This window comes from Hydrogenophaga sp. (genome assembly GCF_041633695.1).
Taxonomy (GTDB): domain Bacteria; phylum Pseudomonadota; class Gammaproteobacteria; order Burkholderiales; family Burkholderiaceae_C; genus Hydrogenophaga.
The window spans coordinates 1-19,701 of sequence record NZ_JBFJMY010000005.1; the positions used below are offsets into that span (position 1 = coordinate 1).

Annotated in this window: 18 protein-coding genes; 9 read left to right on the forward strand and 9 right to left on the reverse strand. The window is 63.6% G+C overall.

The window, feature by feature from the left end; translation table 11 throughout:
• Window positions 1–8: 8 nt before the first annotated feature.
• Both ABYB95_RS00640 and ABYB95_RS00645 read right to left on the reverse strand, forming a co-directional pair.
• Complete coding sequence (locus ABYB95_RS00640; protein WP_372656479.1) at window positions 9–2,354, reverse strand: bifunctional (p)ppGpp synthetase/guanosine-3',5'-bis(diphosphate) 3'-pyrophosphohydrolase; 2,346 nt, start codon at window positions 2,352–2,354, stop codon at window positions 9–11.
• Entirely contained in the window at window positions 2,354–3,271 is a 918-nt protein-coding gene (locus tag ABYB95_RS00645) for an alpha/beta fold hydrolase (RefSeq protein ID WP_372656480.1), read from the reverse strand. The genes ABYB95_RS00640 and ABYB95_RS00645 overlap by 1 nt, the downstream gene beginning before the upstream one ends.
• Window positions 3,272–3,355: 84 nt before the next feature.
• On the opposite strand from ABYB95_RS00645, the gene ABYB95_RS00650 reads away from it, so the two are divergent.
• A complete protein-coding gene (locus ABYB95_RS00650; RefSeq protein ID WP_372656481.1) occupies window positions 3,356–4,126 on the forward strand; it encodes a 3-hydroxybutyrate dehydrogenase in 771 nt (256 codons plus the stop codon).
• Window positions 4,127–4,224: 98 nt separating this feature from the next.
• Here ABYB95_RS00650 and ABYB95_RS00655 read toward each other — a convergent pair whose 3' ends face one another.
• Window positions 4,225–4,965 carry an SIMPL domain-containing protein gene (locus ABYB95_RS00655; RefSeq protein ID WP_372656482.1) on the reverse strand — a complete coding sequence of 247 codons (741 nt, stop codon included), beginning with the start codon at window positions 4,963–4,965 and terminating at the stop codon, window positions 4,225–4,227.
• Window positions 4,966–4,967: 2 nt separating this feature from the next.
• Window positions 4,968–5,255 (reverse strand): hypothetical protein, encoded by a 288-nt coding sequence (locus tag ABYB95_RS00660; RefSeq protein ID WP_372656483.1) that lies wholly within the window; start codon window positions 5,253–5,255, stop codon window positions 4,968–4,970.
• Between the two features lie 169 nt (window positions 5,256–5,424).
• On the opposite strand from ABYB95_RS00660, the gene ompR reads away from it, so the two are divergent.
• Entirely contained in the window at window positions 5,425–6,156 is a 732-nt protein-coding gene (gene ompR / locus ABYB95_RS00665) for a two-component system response regulator OmpR (protein ID WP_372656484.1), read from the forward strand.
• On the forward strand, window positions 6,156–7,562 hold the full coding sequence (locus tag ABYB95_RS00670; protein WP_372656485.1) for an ATP-binding protein: 1,407 nt from the start codon (window positions 6,156–6,158) through the stop codon (window positions 7,560–7,562). The genes ompR and ABYB95_RS00670 overlap by 1 nt, the downstream gene beginning before the upstream one ends.
• Window positions 7,563–7,585: 23 nt before the next feature.
• Here ABYB95_RS00670 and ispF read toward each other — a convergent pair whose 3' ends face one another.
• Window positions 7,586–8,086, reverse strand: coding sequence for a 2-C-methyl-D-erythritol 2,4-cyclodiphosphate synthase (ispF, locus tag ABYB95_RS00675; RefSeq protein ID WP_372656487.1), 501 nt, complete (start codon window positions 8,084–8,086; stop codon window positions 7,586–7,588).
• Entirely contained in the window at window positions 8,083–8,820 is a 738-nt protein-coding gene (ispD, locus tag ABYB95_RS00680; RefSeq protein ID WP_372656488.1) for a 2-C-methyl-D-erythritol 4-phosphate cytidylyltransferase, read from the reverse strand. Before ispD ends, ispF begins: the two co-directional genes overlap by 4 nt.
• Before the next feature lie 143 nt (window positions 8,821–8,963).
• Here ispD and mfd point away from each other — a divergent pair, with 143 nt between their 5' ends.
• Entirely contained in the window at window positions 8,964–12,464 is a 3,501-nt protein-coding gene (mfd, locus tag ABYB95_RS00685; RefSeq protein WP_372656489.1) for a transcription-repair coupling factor, read from the forward strand.
• 15 nt (window positions 12,465–12,479) lie between these two features.
• Here the strand turns inward: mfd and ABYB95_RS00690 are convergent, their stop codons facing one another.
• A complete protein-coding gene (locus tag ABYB95_RS00690; protein WP_372656490.1) occupies window positions 12,480–13,067 on the reverse strand; it encodes an NAD(P)H-dependent oxidoreductase in 588 nt (195 codons plus the stop codon).
• 72 nt (window positions 13,068–13,139) lie between these two features.
• Here ABYB95_RS00690 and ABYB95_RS00695 point away from each other — a divergent pair, with 72 nt between their 5' ends.
• Complete coding sequence (locus ABYB95_RS00695; protein ID WP_372656491.1) at window positions 13,140–13,727, forward strand: TetR/AcrR family transcriptional regulator; 588 nt, start codon at window positions 13,140–13,142, stop codon at window positions 13,725–13,727.
• A gap of 34 nt (window positions 13,728–13,761) precedes the next feature.
• Window positions 13,762–14,484 (forward strand): phosphoserine phosphatase SerB, encoded by a 723-nt coding sequence (serB, locus tag ABYB95_RS00700; RefSeq protein WP_372656492.1) that lies wholly within the window; start codon window positions 13,762–13,764, stop codon window positions 14,482–14,484.
• A 36-nt stretch (window positions 14,485–14,520) separates the two neighbouring features.
• Here the strand turns inward: serB and ABYB95_RS00705 are convergent, their stop codons facing one another.
• Window positions 14,521–14,883 carry a translation initiation factor Sui1 gene (locus ABYB95_RS00705; protein ID WP_372656493.1) on the reverse strand — a complete coding sequence of 121 codons (363 nt, stop codon included), beginning with the start codon at window positions 14,881–14,883 and terminating at the stop codon, window positions 14,521–14,523.
• A 90-nt stretch (window positions 14,884–14,973) separates the two neighbouring features.
• Here ABYB95_RS00705 and ABYB95_RS00710 point away from each other — a divergent pair, with 90 nt between their 5' ends.
• The 3 genes from ABYB95_RS00710 (at window position 14,974) to ABYB95_RS00720 (ending at window position 17,780) form a co-directional block, all read left to right on the forward strand.
• Complete coding sequence (locus tag ABYB95_RS00710; protein WP_372656494.1) at window positions 14,974–16,218, forward strand: DEAD/DEAH box helicase; 1,245 nt, start codon at window positions 14,974–14,976, stop codon at window positions 16,216–16,218.
• Window positions 16,219–16,412: 194 nt separating this feature from the next.
• Window positions 16,413–16,964, forward strand: coding sequence for a PEP-CTERM sorting domain-containing protein (locus tag ABYB95_RS00715; protein WP_372656495.1), 552 nt, complete (start codon window positions 16,413–16,415; stop codon window positions 16,962–16,964).
• A gap of 282 nt (window positions 16,965–17,246) precedes the next feature.
• The gene (locus tag ABYB95_RS00720) at window positions 17,247–17,780 is read left to right on the forward strand and encodes a PEP-CTERM sorting domain-containing protein (protein ID WP_372656496.1); all 534 of its coding nucleotides are present in this window, start codon (window positions 17,247–17,249) and stop codon (window positions 17,778–17,780) included.
• A 268-nt stretch (window positions 17,781–18,048) separates the two neighbouring features.
• On the opposite strand, the gene ABYB95_RS00725 is transcribed toward ABYB95_RS00720, so the two are convergent.
• A complete protein-coding gene (locus tag ABYB95_RS00725) occupies window positions 18,049–19,599 on the reverse strand; it encodes an amidohydrolase family protein (RefSeq protein WP_372656497.1) in 1,551 nt (516 codons plus the stop codon).
• Window positions 19,600–19,701 lie beyond the last annotated feature (102 nt).

The window sequence follows — 19,701 nt, forward strand, 5'->3', positions numbered from 1 at the left end:
CCGAAAAATCATTTCCGCCGAACCGCCCGCACCGCCGTCACATCCCCCACCACCGACATGGCCCGAGACACCTGCCGGGCATCGTTGATCTCGATGGTGAAGGTCATCCAGGCGATGCCTTTGGTGGAATGGGTTTGCACGCCGATCACGTTCATCTTCTCTCGCGCCAGCACGTCGCAAATGTCGCGCAACAAGCCCTGGCGATCGACCGCCTCCACCAGCACGTCCACCGGATAGACCGCCGAGCGTCCGTCCTTGTCAACGCCGTCGGCGGCGTTCCATTGCACGTCGATCACCCGGTCCGGGCACTTGCGCTGCAAATGGACAAAGTCGGTGCAGTCGCTGCGGTGAACGCTCACGCCTTTGCCGCGGGTGATGAAGCCACCGATTTCATCGGGCGGAGCGGGCTTGCAACATTTGGCCAGCTGCGTCATCAAGGAATCCACCCCCACCACCAGCACGCCGCCAGCCTGCGCCAACGCTTGCTTGCGCGGTTTTTTCAGCACCAGGTTGTGCTCGTCAACCGGGTCGGGTACCTCTGCGGGCCGCAGATAGGATTCGATGGCGCGCAACGACAGCTCGTCCTTGCCGACCTGCTCGAACAAGTCGCTGGCGCTGGACAAACCCATGCCGGTGGCCAGATCGTCCAGCTTGACGGCGGTTCTGCCCTCGCGCTGCAGCAGTTTTTCCACCGCCTCGCGCCCGCGAGCGACGGTCTCTTCCATCGCCATCGCATTGAACCAGGCCCGCACCTTGCTCTTGGCCCGGTGGCTGACCAGGTACCCGAGCTCGGCGTTGAGCCAGTCGCGCGACGGGCCGCCCTCCTTGGCCGACACCACCTCCACCGTTTGCCCGTTTTGCAAAGGCGTGTTGAGCGTGACCAGCGCGCCATCGACGCGCGCACCCCGGCACCTGTGCCCCAGACTGGTGTGCACGCTGTAGGCAAAGTCCACGGCGGTGGCACCTTGCGGCAACTCGACAATCGCGGCGTCGGGCGTGAGCACATAGATGCGGTCGTCAAAAAGCCCGCGCCCAGAACCACTCAGATCCCGCTCCCAGGCCAGCAGTTGCCGCAGCACGGCGATCTTGGCGTCGTAGTCCGAACTGGCTGAAACGCCCGCGTATCCCTTGGCGCCCGCCTCTTTGTAGGCCCAATGGGCCGCCACCCCATGTTCGGCGTGGTCGTGCATGGCCTGGCTGCGGATCTGGATCTCAAACGCGCGGCCCTGCTGGTCTCGCACCACCGTGTGCAGAGATTGGTAACCATTGGGTTTGGGCTTGGCGATGTAATCGTCAAACTCGTCCGGCACCGGCATGAACTGTGCGTGCACATGGGCCAGCACCGCATAGCAGTCGTCGGTCTGGGGCACAACCACGCGCAAGGCCCGGATGTCGAACACCTGCTCAAAGTCCAGCGACTTGCCCCGCATCTTTTTCACGATGCTGTAGATGTGCTTGGGGCGCCCCTGCACCAGCGCCGGAATACCCTGCTTTTGCAGATCCTTTTCCAGTTGCCGGCGCGCCTGCTCCACATGCGCTTCGCGCTCGGCGCGTTTTTCATCCAGACACTGGGCCACCTCTTTGTAGGTCTCGGGCTCCAGAAAACGGAACGCCAGATCCTCCATCTCCCACTTGATTTGCCAAATGCCCAGGCGGTTGGCCAGCGGCGCAAAAACATGCAGGGATTCGCTGGCGATGGTTTCCCCCGGATCGAGGCGCGCGGCCGCGAAGTAACGCAGGGTTTGCAGGCGCGAGGCCAGCCGCAGCATGACCACACGCAGGTCGCGCGAAAACGCCAGCAACATCTTGCGCACGTTTTCGGTCTGGTTCGCCGCCAGCTCCGAGACCGGCGCTTTCCCCGGTGACGCCGGAGCGAGGGCCAGGTCCTGCGCCGCCTGCCGGTCTTCGATTTTTCGGGCCAGCACCTCGGCCGCCTTGTTGCGCGCCTGCCGTTGCAGCTGCACCAGCTTGGTGGTTTCCACGGCCAGGGCCGCGTAGCTGGGCCCGAAGGCCTTGGCAATCACCTCGTTGGGCCGGTTCAGGTACTGGCAGGCGTAAACCAGATAGGACGCCGCCTGCATGGCCTCGGAGCCGCCGATGTCACGCAAAATGCCCGCCACCGCATCGGCGTGGGCCCGGATGTTTTCGCCCGTATCGAGCTGTTCGTTGGCCAACAACGGCTCGGCAAAGGCACGCGCCCGCTGCAGCGCTTGATCCAATTGCGGCAGACTGTCAGAGGTCGCGGCCACAATGGCCGAAGGCTCTTCGCCACCGACCTGTGGGGTCGCGCGCTCAGCGCCCTGCGGCAGCGGGGTCACCATGCCGGCCGGTGGTGTATCTGGCCCTTTTTTCATCAGTCGGCCCAAAGAAATTCGCACACCGCCTCCACTTGGTCCGGTGCCACCAGGGTGGGGGCGTGCCCCACACCCGCAAACTCCACGCACCGGGCCTGGGGTCCACACTGGGCCATCCGTGCGGCGGTTTCGCGCGTGAGCAAATCGGAATCGGCGCCACGCAGCAGCAGGGTCCGGGCGGTGATGGCTTCGTACACGCCCCACATCGCCGCCTCTCCATCGCGCACCATTTGCTGCGCAGCGGTCTGGTCGCTCGCCTGCACCAAGGCTTTCACCGGCAAGGCGATCGCGGGGTCGTAGTGCAGCCACCAGCGCCCATCGCGCTGACGCAGCATGGGCTGCGACAGCGCACGCCACTGTTCGGCCGTGTGCGGGCCAAAACCTTGTGAAATCGAAGCCAGGTAGTCAAAGGCCTCGGCTTCCGAGGAAAACCCGGGGTTTTGTCCCAGGTACGCGGCGATGCGCTGCAACGCCGCCCACTGGATCGTCGGCCCCACATCGTTGAGCACCAGCCGCCGCAGCCCCACAGCGGGTTGAGCCGCCATGGCCATGCCGATCATGCCCCCCATGCTGGTCCCGACCCAGTCCAGCACGGCGCTGGGCGACTCTTGGCGAACCTGCGCCACCAGCGCGCCCATATCGGCCACGTAGGTACCCAGTTGATAAGCCATGGCATCGGCCAGCCAGTCGCTCTCACCCCGACCCGCCACATCCACCGCCAGCACCCGGGCGTGCCGGGACAGCGCCTGGGCCAACACGTCGAAATCGCGCCCTTGGCGCGAAAGCCCGTGCACGCAAATCACCACGTGCGGGTCGTCGTTGCCGGCTTGGTTGGTCCACTCCCAATAACTCAGGTGGCGATCACCACCACCGCGGGCGGCAGGGCCGTCCACGCGCAAGGATTTTCGCTCGGGCATTGCTGTGAGTTGCTCCATCCCATGGGTCTCCGTGATAAGGTTTCTGCTGTACTCAACCTATCGTAATGGAACTGGAGATTTCTCATGCTTGCGAACAAAACCGCTCTCGTCACCGGCTCCACCAGCGGCATCGGATTGGGCATTGCCAAGGCCTTGGCGCGTCAAGGCGCCAACATCGTTCTCAACGGATTTGGCGATGCCGAAGGCCCCCAAGCGGAGATCGCGGCCCTGGGCGCCCAGGTGGCGTACCACGGCGCCGATATGAGCAAGCCCGGGGAAATTGCAGAGATGATGCGCTTTGCCGCCGAACGCTTTGGTCAGGTGGACATCCTGGTGAACAACGCGGGTATCCAGCACGTGGCCCGCATCGAGGATTTTCCGGTTGAGAAATGGGACGCGATCATGGCCATCAACCTGTCCAGCGCCTTCCACGCCACCCGCCTGGCCGTGCCGGCCATGCGCAAAGCCAATTGGGGCCGCATCATCAACGTGGCTTCGGTGCATGGTTTGGTGGGTTCGGCCGAAAAATCGGCCTATGTGGCGGCCAAACACGGCGTCATCGGCCTGACCAAGGTCACCGCGCTGGAAAACGCCGACTCGGGCGTGACCTGCAACGCCATCTGCCCAGGTTGGGTGCTCACGCCGCTGGTGCAACAACAAGTGGATGCCAAAGCCGCCGCTCTGGGTCTTTCCAACGAAGAAGCGAAAAAGCTCTTGCTGGGCGAAAAAGAGCCCTCGATGCAATTCACCACGCCAGAAGAACTGGGTGAGCTGGCGATCTTCTTTTGTTCACCTGCCGGCCAGAACGTGCGTGGTGTGGCGTGGAACATGGATGGCGGCTGGGTCGCGCAATAAGACCCAAGGCGGACACCGGGTCACAGCTTCTGGGCCCGCCCCACCCCATGCAAAAGGCCCGCGATGCGGGCATTTTGCATGGGGTCTGCGCTTGTGGATCAGCGCAACTGGATCGATCCCGACACGGTGACATTCACGGTGCTCTGCCCCGCCTCGACCGGCACCGGCGCATCCGACATCGCCGCCTTCGCCTCCATGGCCATCACCCGGGGACGAAACGGTGCCGCGCCCTGATCTGCCGAGCTGATAGACAGTTCACGCAAGCTGTAGCCCGCGAAGCCCAAGCTCTTGCTGACCTCACCGGCGCGCATCTTGAAGCGCTCGATGGCCAGCGCCTGCACATCCGACTCCAGTTTTTGTTGCGCCTCGCGCGACAGCGAAAAGCCCACATTGCCCATGCTGAGCGACTGGATTTTGCCTGCGGTGGTGCTGATGGCGGCGAAGTCCCGGCCTTCCAGCACCAGCTCGGTGCGCCCTTGCCAACCAATGATTTTGCTGTTGCTGCCGTAACGCGGGTACAGACTGAACTGACCGGTACGCACTTCCAGTTGCCGAGGCTGGGCCGCAGCCCGGGCAATCACCAGCGCAGATTCCAGCGCCACCTTGAGCTGGTTCTGCACCGTGCCCGCATCCGGGCCCTCTTTGGTGGTGCTCAAGCTCATGCTCAGCCAGTCCTGCGGCACTTCCAGAAAGCCGCTGGCGGCGATATGCACCACGTTGACGGGCTCGGGCGCCACTGCCTGGGCTTGGGCGACGCCCGCGACACCGAAAGCAAGAACCGCAGGGAGGAACGAATGAACAGCGAAACGGGAAAACAGACGTTGCAACGGGAGGGTCATGCTCACTTCTTGGGATCGTTGGAGGCCTGGCTTCTGAGCTGTTCGCGCAAGCGGTGCCGCTCTTCAACCGTCAGGCGGTAGGGTTTGCTCAGATCGTCCTGCTCATCCAGGGGATGGCGGAACACGTCGCGCAGTTTCAGTGGCGCACGCGGTTCGTTGTCGTCCATGGAAATGGGCAACAGCGAAACCGGTGGTTCGTTGGATGGAAAGGGTTTGCGGTTGTCTCGCGCGATGACCTGGGTGTGTCCCTGTGCCAGCAGCAGCAGCCCACCTGATATATACCTCTTCATGATCCCCTCGAGTATGCACAGAGAACCCATTGTGTGATGCGCTGGAGGTGAACGGAGCGCCTGCGGGAGCAACATCTGTAACAGCCTGTCAGAAAAACAAAAAATGAGTGCTGACAAGGACTTGGCGCTGCCACAATCGCGTTTGTTACATTTAAGGAAAGTTGCTGTCATGCCACAAAACAACGCACGTCCCAACAAAATCCTGGTGGTGGACGACGATGTCCGCATCCGCGATTTACTGCGCCGCTACCTCATGCAAGAAGGTTTTGAAGTCATGTTGGCCGAGGACGGCAAAGCCTTGAACCGGGTGCTGCAGCGCGATTCGGTCGACCTCATCGTGCTGGACTTGATGATGCCCGGTGAAGACGGCCTGTCGATCTGCCGCCGCTTGCGCGCCAATGGCGACCGCACGCCCATCATCATGCTGACGGCCAAGAGCGAAGACGTGGACCGCATCGTGGGATTGGAGGTCGGCGCCGACGACTACCTGGGCAAACCCTTCAATCCGCGCGAATTGTTGGCCCGCATCCATGCGGTGCTGCGCCGCCGCCCGCCGACCGAGGTGCCCGGTGCACCGTCGCAAGAAGCCGAAACCGTCACCTTCGGGCCTTTCGAATTCGATCTCAGTCTTCGGACCCTGCGCAAGGAAGGCGTGGACCTGCCTTTGACCACCGGCGAATTCGCCATGCTCAAGGCTTTGGTGCGCCACCCGCGCCAGCCCTTGTCGCGGGAAAAGCTCGCGCAATTGGCGCGTGGCCGCGAATTCGAGCCATTTGATCGCAGCCTGGATGTGCAGGTTTCGCGTTTGCGCAAGCTGATCGAAGAAGATGCGGCATCGCCCCGCTATCTGCAAACCGTCTGGGGGGTGGGTTACGTGTTTGTGCCCGATGGAAATGCCTGATGAGCGAAGAAGAATCCCGAGTCCCGTTTGAAACCCATCCAGCCACGCTGGAGACGGCACCCGCGCCGCTGGACATACGCCCGCAATTGGGCGTGAGCCTGTTCTGGCGCACGTTTTTCTTTCTCTCGCTGCTGCTCGTGGGTTGCATCGTGGCTTGGCTGCAGACCTTCAGGGCGCTGGAATTCGAACCCCGGGCACTGCAAAGTGCCCAGCAACTCGCGTCCCTGGTCAACCTCAGCCGGGCAGCCTTGGTGCATTCGGACTCGATCGCACGGGTATCGCTGGTCAAGACCCTGGCGGACGAAGAAGGTGTGCGCTTTTCGCCGCGCGAACCCGCCGACACCTACAAGCTCTACAACACCGACACGCTGAGCCGCAGCATCAGCGAACGCTTGAGCGGGCGCCTGGGGCCGGACACGGTGGTGGCCAGCGAGGTGAATGGCAACCCCGGTCTGTGGGTGGGTTTCTCCATCGATGGCGACGCCTACTGGCTGTTGACCGATCCCTCCCGCATTGGTCCGGTCACAGGCACAACCTGGTTGATCTGGCTCGGCACAGCCGCCCTGCTTTCGTTGACCGGCGCCGCCTTGATCGCGCGTCTGATCAACCACCCGCTGAAGAAGCTCTCGTTCGCCGCCGGCCGTGTGCGGGAAGGCGATTTCAACTCCAGCCAGCTCAACGAATCCGTCGCCACCAGCGAGATCCGGGAAGTCAACATTGGCTTCAACCGCATGGCGCAGCGTTTGAGCAAAATAGAACAAGACCGTACTTTGATGCTGGCCGGCATCTCCCACGATCTGCGCACGCCGCTGGCCCGCCTTCGGCTGGAGACCGAGATGAGCGTGTCCGACGTGGAGGCGCGCGAGCACATGGCCGCCGACATCGACCAGGTCAACGCCATCATCGACAAGTTTCTGGACTACGCCCGCCCCGACCACAGCAAGCCCGAACCGGTTCACCTCAACCAGGTGGTCGAAGACGCGATTTTTGCCTTGGGCAAAGACCCCAACACCCACATCACCACCCATATCCCGGAACGCACCATCGTGATGGGCGATGCCGTCGAGCTGCAACGGGTGTTCTCCAATTTGCTGGAGAACGCGCAGCGCTACGGTAAAAGCCTGCAAACCGGTGTGGCGGAAATCGATGTCACAGCCAAAACCAAAGACGGTGCGGTCTTGATCAAGTTGCGCGACCGGGGACCGGGTGTGAGCGCCGAACTGCTCAGCCAACTCACGCAGCCCTTTTACCGGGGCGACGCATCCCGATCGTCGGCCACCGGCACCGGTCTGGGACTGGCGATCGTGGAGCGCGCCATCATCCACATGGGTGGCCGTTTTGCGCTGGCCAACAGCTCCAGCGGCGGATTGGCTGCGCACATGAAAATGCACAAAGCCCCGAACTAGGAGCCTGCGCGGCCCTGTCCACGTTATGCGCGGATGGCGTGCAGCAACGCCACGGCGCGCGCTTCGATCGACAGGCCCTGCCCCACCGGGCCCAGCTTTTCCGCCGTCTTGGCTTTCACGTTGACCTGCGCCACCGCCACGCCCAGGGTACGCGCCATGCCCGCGCACATGGCAGCGATGTGCGCGGCCAGCTTGGGCGCCTGGGCCACCACGGTGCAGTCCAGATTGCCCAGTTCGTACCCCGCTTCACGCACCCGGTGCATGGCCTCGGCCAGCAACACGCTGGAATCGGCCCCTTTGAAGCGCTCGTCGGTGTCGGGGAAATGCCGCCCGATGTCGCCCAGCGCCGCCGCACCCAAGAGCGCGTCGGTCACGGCGTGCAACAGCACGTCGGCATCGGAATGCCCCAGCAAACCCAGGTGGTACGGGATGTGGATGCCACCGATGATGAGCGGGCGGCCCGGCACCAAGGCATGCACATCCCAGCCCTCACCGATGCGGAAATGGAAATTCGGTTCGGTCATGCGGGTTCCGTTCGGGTGCGGCTGCTGAGCACGGCCTCGGCCAATGCAAAGTCTGCCGGGTAGGTAATCTTGAAATTCTGCGGACTGCCGGGCACCAGCCGGGGGTGGTGCCCGGCCATCTCCATGGCGCTGGCCTCGTCGGTCACGCCCACAAAACCCTGCTCGGCAGCCGCCGCCAAGGCCGCGCGCAAAGCGCCGATACGGAACATTTGCGGCGTTTGCGCCAGCCACTTGTCGCTGCGGTCCACGGTGGCGGCCACACGCCCGTCCAGGCCAACCTTGAGGGTGTCGGGCAAGGGCAGCGCCAGCAAACCGCCCACGGCGTCGTTCCAGCAGGCGTCCAGCAAGGCATTGATTTGCGCGGGTGTCACCAGACAGCGGGCCGCATCGTGCACCAGCACCCAATCCGATGCAGCGGCGCCATGGTCCAGCAAAGCCTGCAAACCGTTGAACACCGTTTCGGCACGGGTGTCGCCACCACAGGGCGCCACCACCTGACTGGCGCTGTCTGCATCCCAGAACCGATCGCTGGGCGCGGTCACCACCAGGCACAGCGCCACGCGCTCCACCGCCTGCAGCGCCGCCAGCGTGTGCAACACCATGGGCCGGCCGGCAATGGGCTGGTATTGCTTGGGCACGGGTGTACCGGCGCGGGACCCGGTTCCCGCGCAGGGCAACAAGGCATGGCAGCGGGAACCGCCGCCTGGGGTTGATTCGGATGTGGGGGCGTTCATGGTGTGTCCGCATTCTAGAATCAGTGCTGCACGCCCCCCGCCCATCCCGGCGGGGGGTGTTTGTCATGGCTGCGTGCCGCGCAGGCGAACCAGCATGCTGTTGCTGCGTCCTGCCCCGCACCGCCGCCAAGCCCGCGACTGTCATGGACCTACCCAAACTCACCCCCGGCAAACGCTACACCCTGCCCCGCCCCTGCGGCTCGGCGGACGCCTTGCTGCTGGCCCAGCTGGCCGAACGCGACAAAGCCGCCGGCCGGATCACCGCCATCGTCACCTCGGACGCCGGCGACGCCCAGCGCCTGATCGAAGAGATGGCGTTTTTTGCGCCCGGCCTGCGCTGCGCTTTGTTCCCCGACTGGGAAACCCTGCCCTACGACACGTTTTCTCCGCACCAGGACCTGATCAGCGAGCGCCTGGCCACCTTGTGGCGCATCCACAACCGCGCCGACCAACGCGACAAAGACAGCGGCGCCGACGTGGTGCTGGTGCCCGCCACCACCGCCTTGTACCGGGTGGCTCCACCGGCGTTTCTGGCCGGCTACACCTTTGAGTTCAAGGTCAAACAAAAGCTCGACGAAGCCAAGCTCAAGAGCCAGCTCACGCTGGCGGGCTACCAGCATGTGACCCAGGTGGTCAGCCCCGGCGAATACGCGGTGCGCGGCGGCCTGATCGACCTGTTCCCCATGGGCTCCCTGGTGCCGTACCGCGTGGATCTGTTCGACGATGAAATCGACAGCATCCGTACCTTCGACCCAGACAGCCAGCGCAGCCTCTACCCCGTGCCCGAGGTGCGCCTGCTGCCCGGTCGCGAATTCCCCATGGACGAGCCCGCGCGCGCCAAATTCCGCAGCCGCTGGCGCGAGCTGCTGGAGGGCGACCCGACCAAGAGCCGCATCTACAAAGACATGGGCAATGGCGTGGCCACCGCCGGTATCGAGTACTACCTGCCGCTGTTCTTCGAAGAAACCGCCACGGTGTTCGACTACCTGGGCGACAAGGCCACCGTGGTGCTGCACGGCGATCTCGAATCCGCCTTCCAGCGTTTCTGGCAGGACACCCGCGACCGCTACCGCCTCATCAAAGGCGATCCGGAGCGCCCGGTGCTGCCACCCGAAGCGCTGTTCCTCGACGCCGAACAGTTTTACGCCCAGGCCAAGTCGCACGCGCAGTTGGCGATCCGCCCGCCGCAGGCCGACGCCGAGCACGCCGAAATGGACAGCGGGCACTTCTTCAAGATGCCCGAGCTCTCGGTGGTGCGCGGCGCCGAAGAACCGCTGGCCCGCCTGCAAGCCCACATGCGCAACACCGCGCACCGCGTGCTCTTGCTGGCCGAGAGCGACGGCCGGCGTGAAAGCCTGCTCGACTTCCTGCGCGCCAGTGGCGTCAACCCGCCAGCCTTCGACTCGCTGGTGGAATTCCAGGCCAGCGAAGAAGCCGTGGGCATCGCCACCGCTGCGCTCAACGTGGGTTTTTCCTGGCTCGACGGTGGGCTGGACTTCGTCACCGAGACCGAACTGTTCGCCGCCGGACCCACCACGCGCCGGCGCAAGAAGCAGGAACAAGTCAGCGATGTCGAAGCGCTGATCAAAGACCTGAGCGAGCTCAATCTGGGCGACCCGGTGGTGCACACCGCGCACGGCATTGGCCGCTACCGCGGCTTGGTGAACATGGACATGGGCGACAAGAACCCCGATGGTTCGCCTTCGCTGATGGAGTTCCTGCACCTGGAGTACGCCGACAAGGCGGTGCTGTATGTGCCGGTGAGTCAGCTGCAGCTGATTGGCCGCTACACCGGCGTCGGCGCCGACGAAGCGCCGCTGCACAAGCTCGGCAGCGGGCAATGGGAAAAGGCCAAACGCAAAGCGGCCGAACAAGTGCGCGATGCCGCAGCCGAACTGCTCAATATCTATGCGCGCCGCGCCGCGCGCCAAGGCCATGCGTTCCGCTACTCGGCACAAGACTACGAGAGCTTTGCCAACGATTTCGGCTTTGAAGAAACCGCCGACCAGCGCGCCGCCATCCACGCCGTGATCCAGGACATGATCAGCCCCCGCCCCATGGACCGGTTGGTTTGCGGCGACGTGGGTTTTGGCAAAACCGAGGTCGCTTTGCGCGCTGCTTTCGTGGCCGTGACCGGTGGCCGCCAGGTCGCCTTGCTGGCCCCAACCACGCTGTTGGCCGAACAGCATTACCAAACCCTGGTGGACCGGTTTTCCAAGTGGCCGATCAAGATCGCGGAGATGAGCCGCTTTCGCTCGGGCAAAGAAATCACCGCCGCCGCCAAAGGCCTGGAAGACGGCAGCGTGGACATTGTGGTCGGCACCCACAAGCTGCTCAGTGGCACGGTCAAATTCAAAGATCTCGGCCTGCTGATCATCGACGAAGAGCACCGCTTTGGTGTGCGCCACAAAGAGGCCATGAAGGCCTTGCGCGCCGAGGTCGATGTGCTCACCCTCACCGCCACCCCCATTCCCCGCACCCTGGGCATGGCGCTCGAAGGTCTGCGCGACCTGTCGGTGATCGCCACCGCACCGCAGCGCCGCCTGGCCATCAAGACCTTTGTGCGCAGCGAAGGCAATGGTGTGATCCGCGAGGCCGTGTTGCGCGAATTGAAGCGCGGCGGACAGGTCTACTTTTTGCACAACGAAGTGGCCACCATCGAAAACCGCCACGCGCAACTGGAGCAGTTGCTGCCGGAAGCCCGCATCGCCGTGGCCCACGGCCAGATGCCCGAGCGCGACCTGGAACGCGTGATGCGCGACTTTGTGGCCCAGCGCTTCAACCTGCTGCTGTGCTCGACCATCATCGAGACCGGCATCGACGTGCCCACCGCCAACACCATCGTCATGAGCCGGGCCGACAAGTTCGGGCTGGCCCAGCTGCACCAACTGCGTGGCCGCGTGGGCCGCAGCCACCACCAAGCCTACGCCTACCTCATGGTGCCCGACCTGGAGAGCCTGACCAAACAAGCCGCGCAGCGCCTGGACGCGATCCAGCAGATGGAAGAACTGGGCAGTGGTTTTTATCTGGCCATGCACGACCTGGAAATCCGAGGCGCTGGCGAGGTGCTGGGCGAAAACCAGAGCGGCAACATGCTGGAAGTGGGCTTCCAGCTCTACAACGAGATGCTGAGCGAAGCGGTGCGCTCGCTGAAAGCCGGGCGCGAGCCCGATCTGCTGTCGCCCTTGTCGGTCACCACCGACATCAACCTGCACGCGCCCGCCCTGCTGCCCAGCGACTACTGCGGCGACGTGCACCTGCGCCTGTCGTTCTACAAGAAGCTGGCCACGGCCCAGACCAGCGAGCAAATCGACAGCCTGCTGGAAGAGATCGTGGACCGCTTCGGCAAACTGCCGCCCCAGGCGCAGACCCTGATCGATGTGCACCGCCTGCGCTGCCTGAGCGCGCCGTATGGCGTGGTGAAGGTCGATGCGGCACCTGGCGTCACCCAGATCACGTTCCGCGCGAATCCGCCGATCGACCCGATGCGCATCATCGAACTGATCCAAAAGAACCGCCACATCAAGCTGGCCGGCAACGAGAAGCTGCGCATCGAGCGGGAACTGCCCGAGACCAAAGACCGTGTGCTGCTGGTGCGCGACGTGTTGCGCAACCTGGGGCAGCCCGTGGTGGCAACCACCTGAACGCGCACCGGCGCTTTATCGCAGCGCCAGCGCGTCGGCCGCTCCGGCTTCGCCCGCTTGCACCAACCACCGCTGGCGCAGTGCGGGCGTGCTGCTGTGTACCGGGCCGAAACGGCTCAGGGTGACGGGCTTGAGCCCACAAAATTTCAGGGTGCTGTGCACCAGTTGGTTGGCCGTGGGGTTGCCCTGCAGCCACCGCAAATACCACCCCGGTGAGTCGGTGGTCATCAGCACCCGGGCGCGGCGTCCTTTGAGCAAGCCCTCAGGAATGCCATTGGCGTGGTAACGGTATGCCCAACCCTTCTCCAGCGTGCGGTCAAAAAAGCCTTTGAGCAAGGCCGGCACCGAACCCCACCACACCGGCGCCACCACGCAGATGTGCCCACTGTCCCGGATCAAAGCTTGCGCACGCAGCAGGTCCGGCTCCAGCACGGGCAAAGCACCGGCACCCGGGCGCAGCACGGGGTCGAACGCCAGATCACGCAAACACAACACCTCCACCTGAGCGCCTGCAGCGCGCGCGCGCTCTGCGTAGTGTTCTGCCAGTGCTGCACACAAGGACTGAGAATTGGGGTGACCGTCGATCACCAAGATACGGGACATATCGCTTCTTTCAAAGGTTAATCTTTACACTGTCAATATTGATGGAGCGCAGTGTCCGATAGAATCTTTCCAATGTCAAGATCAAATCCGCCCGCCCGCCTGTACCACCACGGCAACCTGCGCCAGGCCTTGCTGGACGCGGCGTTCCAGCTGCTGGCCGACACGCCGGCCCACCAGCTCAGCCTGCGCGAACTGACCAGAACCGCCGAAGTCAGCCACACCGCGCCCTACCACTACTTCGAGGACCGCACCGGCCTCATCAAGGCGGTGGGCGTGGAGTGCATGAAGCGCTTTCTGCTGGCGCAGCAAGAAGCCGTGGCACAGCACAGCGCCGCCCTGGATCAGCTGGTGGCGCTGGGCATGGCCTACATCCGCTTTGCGGCCGACGAGCCCCACGCGTTTGCGCTCATCTACGACCCGCAAATCTGCCCACCTGGACAGCCCAGTGACGAAATGGCGCCGCTGATCGCCGCCAACGAAGCCTTGCTCGGCACTTGCGTGGCCAACGCACAAGCCGCAGGCGTCTTGCCCGGACACCAGCCGCAACCGCTGGCGACCGCCTTGTGGGGCGCGGTGCATGGCCTGGCGCAACTGGTGATGGCCGGGCACCTGCCCTTGGACGCGGCCGATCCGGCGCTGCGTGCTCTTGTGAGGACGTGAGGGCTCTTGCCGCCCTTCCGCAATAATCGCCCGTATGACTGCAATCGAATCCGCGCCTGGCCTGGTGACCCAAGGCTTCGTCCCCCCGCTGAAGTTGGCGGACTTCAAACTCATCGCCTTCGACATGGACTCAACACTCATCAACATCGAGTGTGTGGACGAAATCGCCGACGCGGTGGGCCGCAAAGAAGAAGTGGCGGCCATCACCGAGGCCACCATGCGCGGTGAAATCACCAACTTCAAAGACAGCCTGCGCAAGCGGGTGGCGTTGCTGCGCGGCGTGACCGTGGCCGACATGGAACAGGTCTATGTGGAGCGCTTGCAACTCAACCCGGGAGCTACAGAACTGGTGGCGGCGTGCAAGGCCGCTGGCATGAAGGTGTTGCTGGTCTCGGGTGGCTTCACCTTCTTCAGCGATCGCGTGCGCGACCGCCTGGGCATCGACTACACCCGCGCCAACGTCCTGGAAATCGAAAGCGGGCCCAACTGCGGCCAACTCACCGGGCGGCTGGTGGACCAGGACTGGGGCGACATCTGCGACGGCGAAGAAAAACGCAAGATGCTGCTGCAAACCTGCACCCTGCTGGGTATTTCACCCCAGCAGGCGATAGCCATGGGCGACGGTGCCAACGACCTGCCCATGATGGGCGTGGCGGGGTTGTCGGTGGCCTACCACGCCAAGCCCAAGGTGCGCGAACAAGCCATGGTGGCCATCCACCAAGGTGGACTCGACCGCTTGCTGGACATCCTGCGCTAAAGCGCTGGCGCGCCACGGATCGTGGCCCAAACCGATTCAGCCGCCCGCGCGTTTGACCGCAAACCCTTTGGCCTGGAGCGCCAGCACCAGCTTGTCGCAGTGGTCGCCCTGCACTTCGATCACACCGTCTTTCACGGTACCACCCGAACCACAGGCGGCCTTGAGCTGCTTGGCCAGGGCCACCAAGGCGGATGCATCCAGCGCAAGCCCCTTGACCAAGGTGACCGCCTTGCCGCCCCGGCCTTTGGTTTCGCGCGACACCCGCACAATCCCGTCGCCCGCCACCACCGGGCGCGCCTGTCCACACACACAAGCCGCCACCGGTTGACGGCAGACCGGGCACATGCGGCCCGACTCGGTGGAATACACCAGGCCGCCGCCAGAAGATTTGCTTTTCATGACCCGAATGCTATCGCGACCGCACACTGGGGTTGCGGCCGCGCCCGTTAGACTCGGGAAGCGGCCTTTTCTCGGCCAAAAGCCTCTTACATGCCATTTGCCTCCCTGGGACTCGATCCCCATCTTGCCCGCGCAGCGGCCGAACTGGGGTTTTCCACACCCACACCCATCCAGTCGCAAGCCATACCGGCGGTACTCGCGGGCACGGACTTGCTCGCCACCGCGCAGACCGGCTCGGGCAAAACCGCCGCCTTCGCCCTGCCGCTCTTGCAGCGCCTGAGCAGCCAGCCAGCCCCCAACCCACGCCGGGTGCGGGCTCTCGTCCTGGTGCCCACGCGCGAGCTCGCGGCCCAGGTCGGCGATGTGCTGCGCAGCTTGTGCCAACACCTGCCCCAAGCGGCCAAGGTGGTTGTGGTGTTCGGTGGTGTCTCCATCAATCCGCAAATGATGGCGCTGCGGGGCGGCGCCGATGTGGTCGTGGCAACGCCGGGCCGCCTGCTCGATCTGGTTCAGCACAACGCCTTGCAGTTGCAGGCCGTGGAATGCCTGGTGCTGGACGAGGCCGACCGGTTGCTGGACCTGGGCTTTGCCGACGAACTCCAGGGCGTGCTGGACTTGCTGCCGCCGAAGCGGCAAAACCTCTTCTTCTCGGCCACCTTCCCCCCAGCGGTGGAAACCCTGGCCCAAACCTTGTTGCGCGACCCGCTGCGCGTGGATATCGAAGCCCATGAACCCGGGGCCAGCGCCACGGTCGTGCAACGCATGATCCAGGTGGACGCCCAGCGCCGCACCCAATTGCTACGCCACCTCATCAAGAGCAACGGCTGGGAGCGCGTGCTGGTCTTTGTGGCCACCCAATATGCGGCTCAACACGTGGCCGCGAAACTGCACCAGGGCGACTTGTTTGCCACCTCGTTCCACGGCGGCTTGAGCCAGGGCGCGCGCAAGCAGACCCTGAGCGAATTCAAGGAAAAACGCTGGGACGTGGTGGTGACCACCGACCTGGCCGCTCGCGGCATCGACATCGTTCAACTGCCGGTGGTGGTGAACTACGACCTGCCCCGCTCCGCCGTCGACTATGTGCACCGCATCGGCCGGACCGCGCGGGCGGGCGAAGGCGGCTTGGCCGTCAGCTTCGTGACCGCCGAAAGCCAGGCCCACTGGGGGGTTATCGAAAAGCGCCAGGGCATGCGGCTTCTACCCGAGCACATCGAGGGCTTCGAGCCCACCGAGGCGGCCCCACCTCCTGTGCCCGGCACAGGTGGCATCAAAGGCAAACGCCCCAGCAAAAAAGACAAGTTGCGGGCCGCTGCGGGTGGAGCCAAACCCGCCTGATCCAGCCTCCAGGGTCTGCGCAGCCGACGGGTTAAAACGTTTTCTTACAGTTTGCGTGAAAAATGTCGCCAAAAGCTGGGGACATCCATGATTCATATAGGATTTTCTGGGCTGGCACAACAAGTGCTATCAGCTGACCCGAGAGCTGCCGATCCCGCGCGGCTTTCAAGTCCTGCAACACCGGAGAAATCAAAATGATGAAACAAGTCAAAGCACTGTTGGCGGGTCTTGCGCTCGCGGTGGTATCGATGACGGCCTCGGCAGTCCCAACCGCCACCTGGAGCAACACCTACAACCCCAGCGACATGTACATGTCGAGCACCGGCACCGCTGCCCAAAAGAGCACCAGCTGGATCCACGACATCACCTTGGACGGCTTCAACGCACTCACCGACATGGTCGACAGCTTCGTTCTGAAGCTCCGGCTCAAGGACGACTCCGGCAACGACCCCGCAGAATATGCGCAGGTTTTTCTGGCCGGCGCGCCGGGCAGCGAATGGGAAGTGGATACCGGCTGGGATTGGTACACCAACTCCGGCGCTTTGATCAGCGGCATGACCTCGCTCAACCTCGACGGCAAACTGAGCGTGACGCTCAAGGCCAACAGCGGCGACTTCTATTTCACCGAAGCATCGCTGGTCGCCAAGGGCCGCGAAGATGTGCGCGCTGTTCCCGAACCCGGCATGCTCATGCTGCTGGGTCTGGGCTTGGCCGGCATGGCCGTGGTGCGCCGCCGCACCCGCTGATCTGTTGATCGCGTGACGAAAAAAAGCCCGCCTCCTAGGCGGGCTTTTTTTTCGTCTGCCCGGTCCATGGCCACGCCAGCGCGCAGGCAAAGGAAGCGACCCAGTGGCCTGTCGGATTTATTTACAGGTTGCGTGAAAATATACCGGAACAGTTTCATAGATATTTGATATGTATGCAAATTTTCCGGTTGGCACGGTTACTGCAAAAGAGAAGCCGAGGGACCGCGCAGCGAGCGATTCACGTTCTTCAACTCTCAACCTTTAACCAACCAGGGATTCAAAATGATGATGAAACTCAAGTCACTTCTGGCAGGCGTTGCTTTTGCCGTGGTGTCGGTGGCCGCTTCCGCCACCCCATGGACCCAGACCATCGACTTCAACCCCGATGTCTACATTTCCAACAACACCTACAGCTGGACCCACGATCTGACCACCGACGGCTTCAACCCCGGTTCCGATCTGATCACCAACTTCAACCTGTCGGTCACCATCAAGGATGAGCGCGACAGCATTTTCAGTTCTTGGGAGTGGGCTGCGATTGATCTGCCAGGCGTTTTTGACGATGCCATCTGGTTCAGCCCCATCGGCTCGAACAACGCCGGTGGCAACGACTTCTTTGGCTACCTGCAGCTGAATACCTCGGGTCTGTTGAGTGTGTCGCTGTCTTCTGTTCTGGGCGATTTCCTCCTGGACAAGTCGACCCTGACCGCCAGCGGCTTTGATGGCAACAAGAACCAGATTCCCGAGCCAGGCATCCTGGCTCTGTTGGGCCTGGGCTTGGCCGGCATGGCCGTGCTGCGCCGCCGCACCCGCTGATCTGTTGATCGCCTGACGAAAAAAAAGCCCGCCGGCGAGGCGGGCTTTTTTTCGTCTGCGCGATCCACGTGCCAGCGCCCGCGCAACGCGGGCATTCCCATGCGACACCGGAACATGCGGCCGTAGTGGCGGATGCAAGCGGCCAATGCAAGCCCGCGCGATCTAACCACCCCTACCCTTAAAGGCACAGCCCTGCCGCCCCTCTAGCCGCAAGCCTGATGGTCTGCTCCACCCCGAAACGGGGAAACCATGGAGCAGACTGGAACCCTCAATGCACGTGGTTGACGTCGATCGCTGCGCTCAATGCGCCCATGGGCCGGTCGGCATAAGCCTGCGCGACGCCGCTCTTCATCTGTTCGAGCTTGTCTTTGGCAAAGAAGCGCCCTTTGAGCACCACGCCGCTGATTTTCGACAGGTTGCTCACGTCCGTCACCGGGTTGGCATCCAGCAGCACCAGGTTGGCGTTCTTGCCCACCTCCACCGTGCCCATGGCGCTCTGTCTCCCCAGGAACTCGGCCGGCGTGAGCGTGGTGGACTGCAGCACCTCCAGAGGGCTCAAACCCGCCTTGGCGAGTTCACCAAACTCCTGGTGCAAGCTGAAGCCGGGCACGGTCCAGATGGCGATGTTGGCGGAATCCGAGCCCGCCATGATCTTCACCCCGTTTTGCTTGAGCAGACGGGTGGTGTCGAGTTCCAGCTGGTAGAAGTCGCGCAGCGTCTTGGCGTTGGCTGGCGAGACGGCCGGTGTGTCCTGGAGTCCGTCGTAGTGGGTGCCATGGTCAAACTGGTCGGCCATCTGCGCCCACAACGCGCGGCGCTCCTTGTCCACATATTTCAGATTCGGGTTCTGGGTGTGCATGCTGTCGGTGCTGAAGTTTTGGGTGCTCAAGCGGATCAGCGTGGGTACGTGCCAGGTGCCGTTCTTGGCGAAAGTCTGGGCCTGCGCCTTGCAAAGGACTTGGTCAAAATTGTCGAGAATGCCTTGGTAGAACTCGGCGTTTTTGGTCACGTCGTACAGGCGCGGGTTGATCGTATAGGTCGATGGAAACGGAGGCGCATACCCCCGGCTCAAAGCGTCGCTGCGCAGGGTGGCTGCGTTGCGCGCGCAATCGATCAAGCTGCCCCAACCCGCACCCAGGTGTTCGACCACCCGCCACCCGCCGTTGGACAAGGTGTCGGTCGGTACGGCGGCCGGCAAATGGCCGACCACGCCCAGCCCCGCCTTCTTGGCCTCGTCCAGCACCGCCATCACAAACGGCGGCGCGCCTGCCACGAGCTTGATGAAGTCCGCGCCCAAGGCCTTTTTCTCCTGCACAAAAGCGCGCCCGGCGGCGTCCGTGGTGGGCGCACCGGCAAAGAAGCCGCCATGCACCTGCACGATTTCTGGTGCGTCCACCAAACCGGCGGCGCTGTCGGCGTTGAGTTGCTTGACCTGCGCGATCAGCTCTGTCGAACCCGACATTTCCCGCACACCGGTGACGCCATTGGCCACCAGCAAAGGCCAATAGGTGGTGCTCAGTTTCGCGCCGTCCATCACGTGGGCGTGCATGTCCATGTAGCCCGGCACCACGAACTTGCCCGTGGCGTCCGCCGACTGGGCCGTGCCCACGGCGTTGATCTTGTCCGACGTGATTTTCTGGATCTTGCCCTGGTTCACCACCAAGGTCTTGCCGGTCACGAGCGAACCGTCGCGGGTGTCCACGATGGTGGCGTGGTAAATCACCACCCCGCTGCTGACGTCTTCCCCGCCTCCGCCACAGGCCGCCGTGGCCAGGGCGATCGCGCTCCATGCCGATACATTGCGCAAGCTGATGCTCATCATTGTCTCCTCGTTGGTTTAAAAAATCGGGTCGGGAAAGCGCCACCCAAACATTGCCGGTGCCAGTGCTTGCGACCTCGTTTGCGAAGCTGCCCGGCCCTT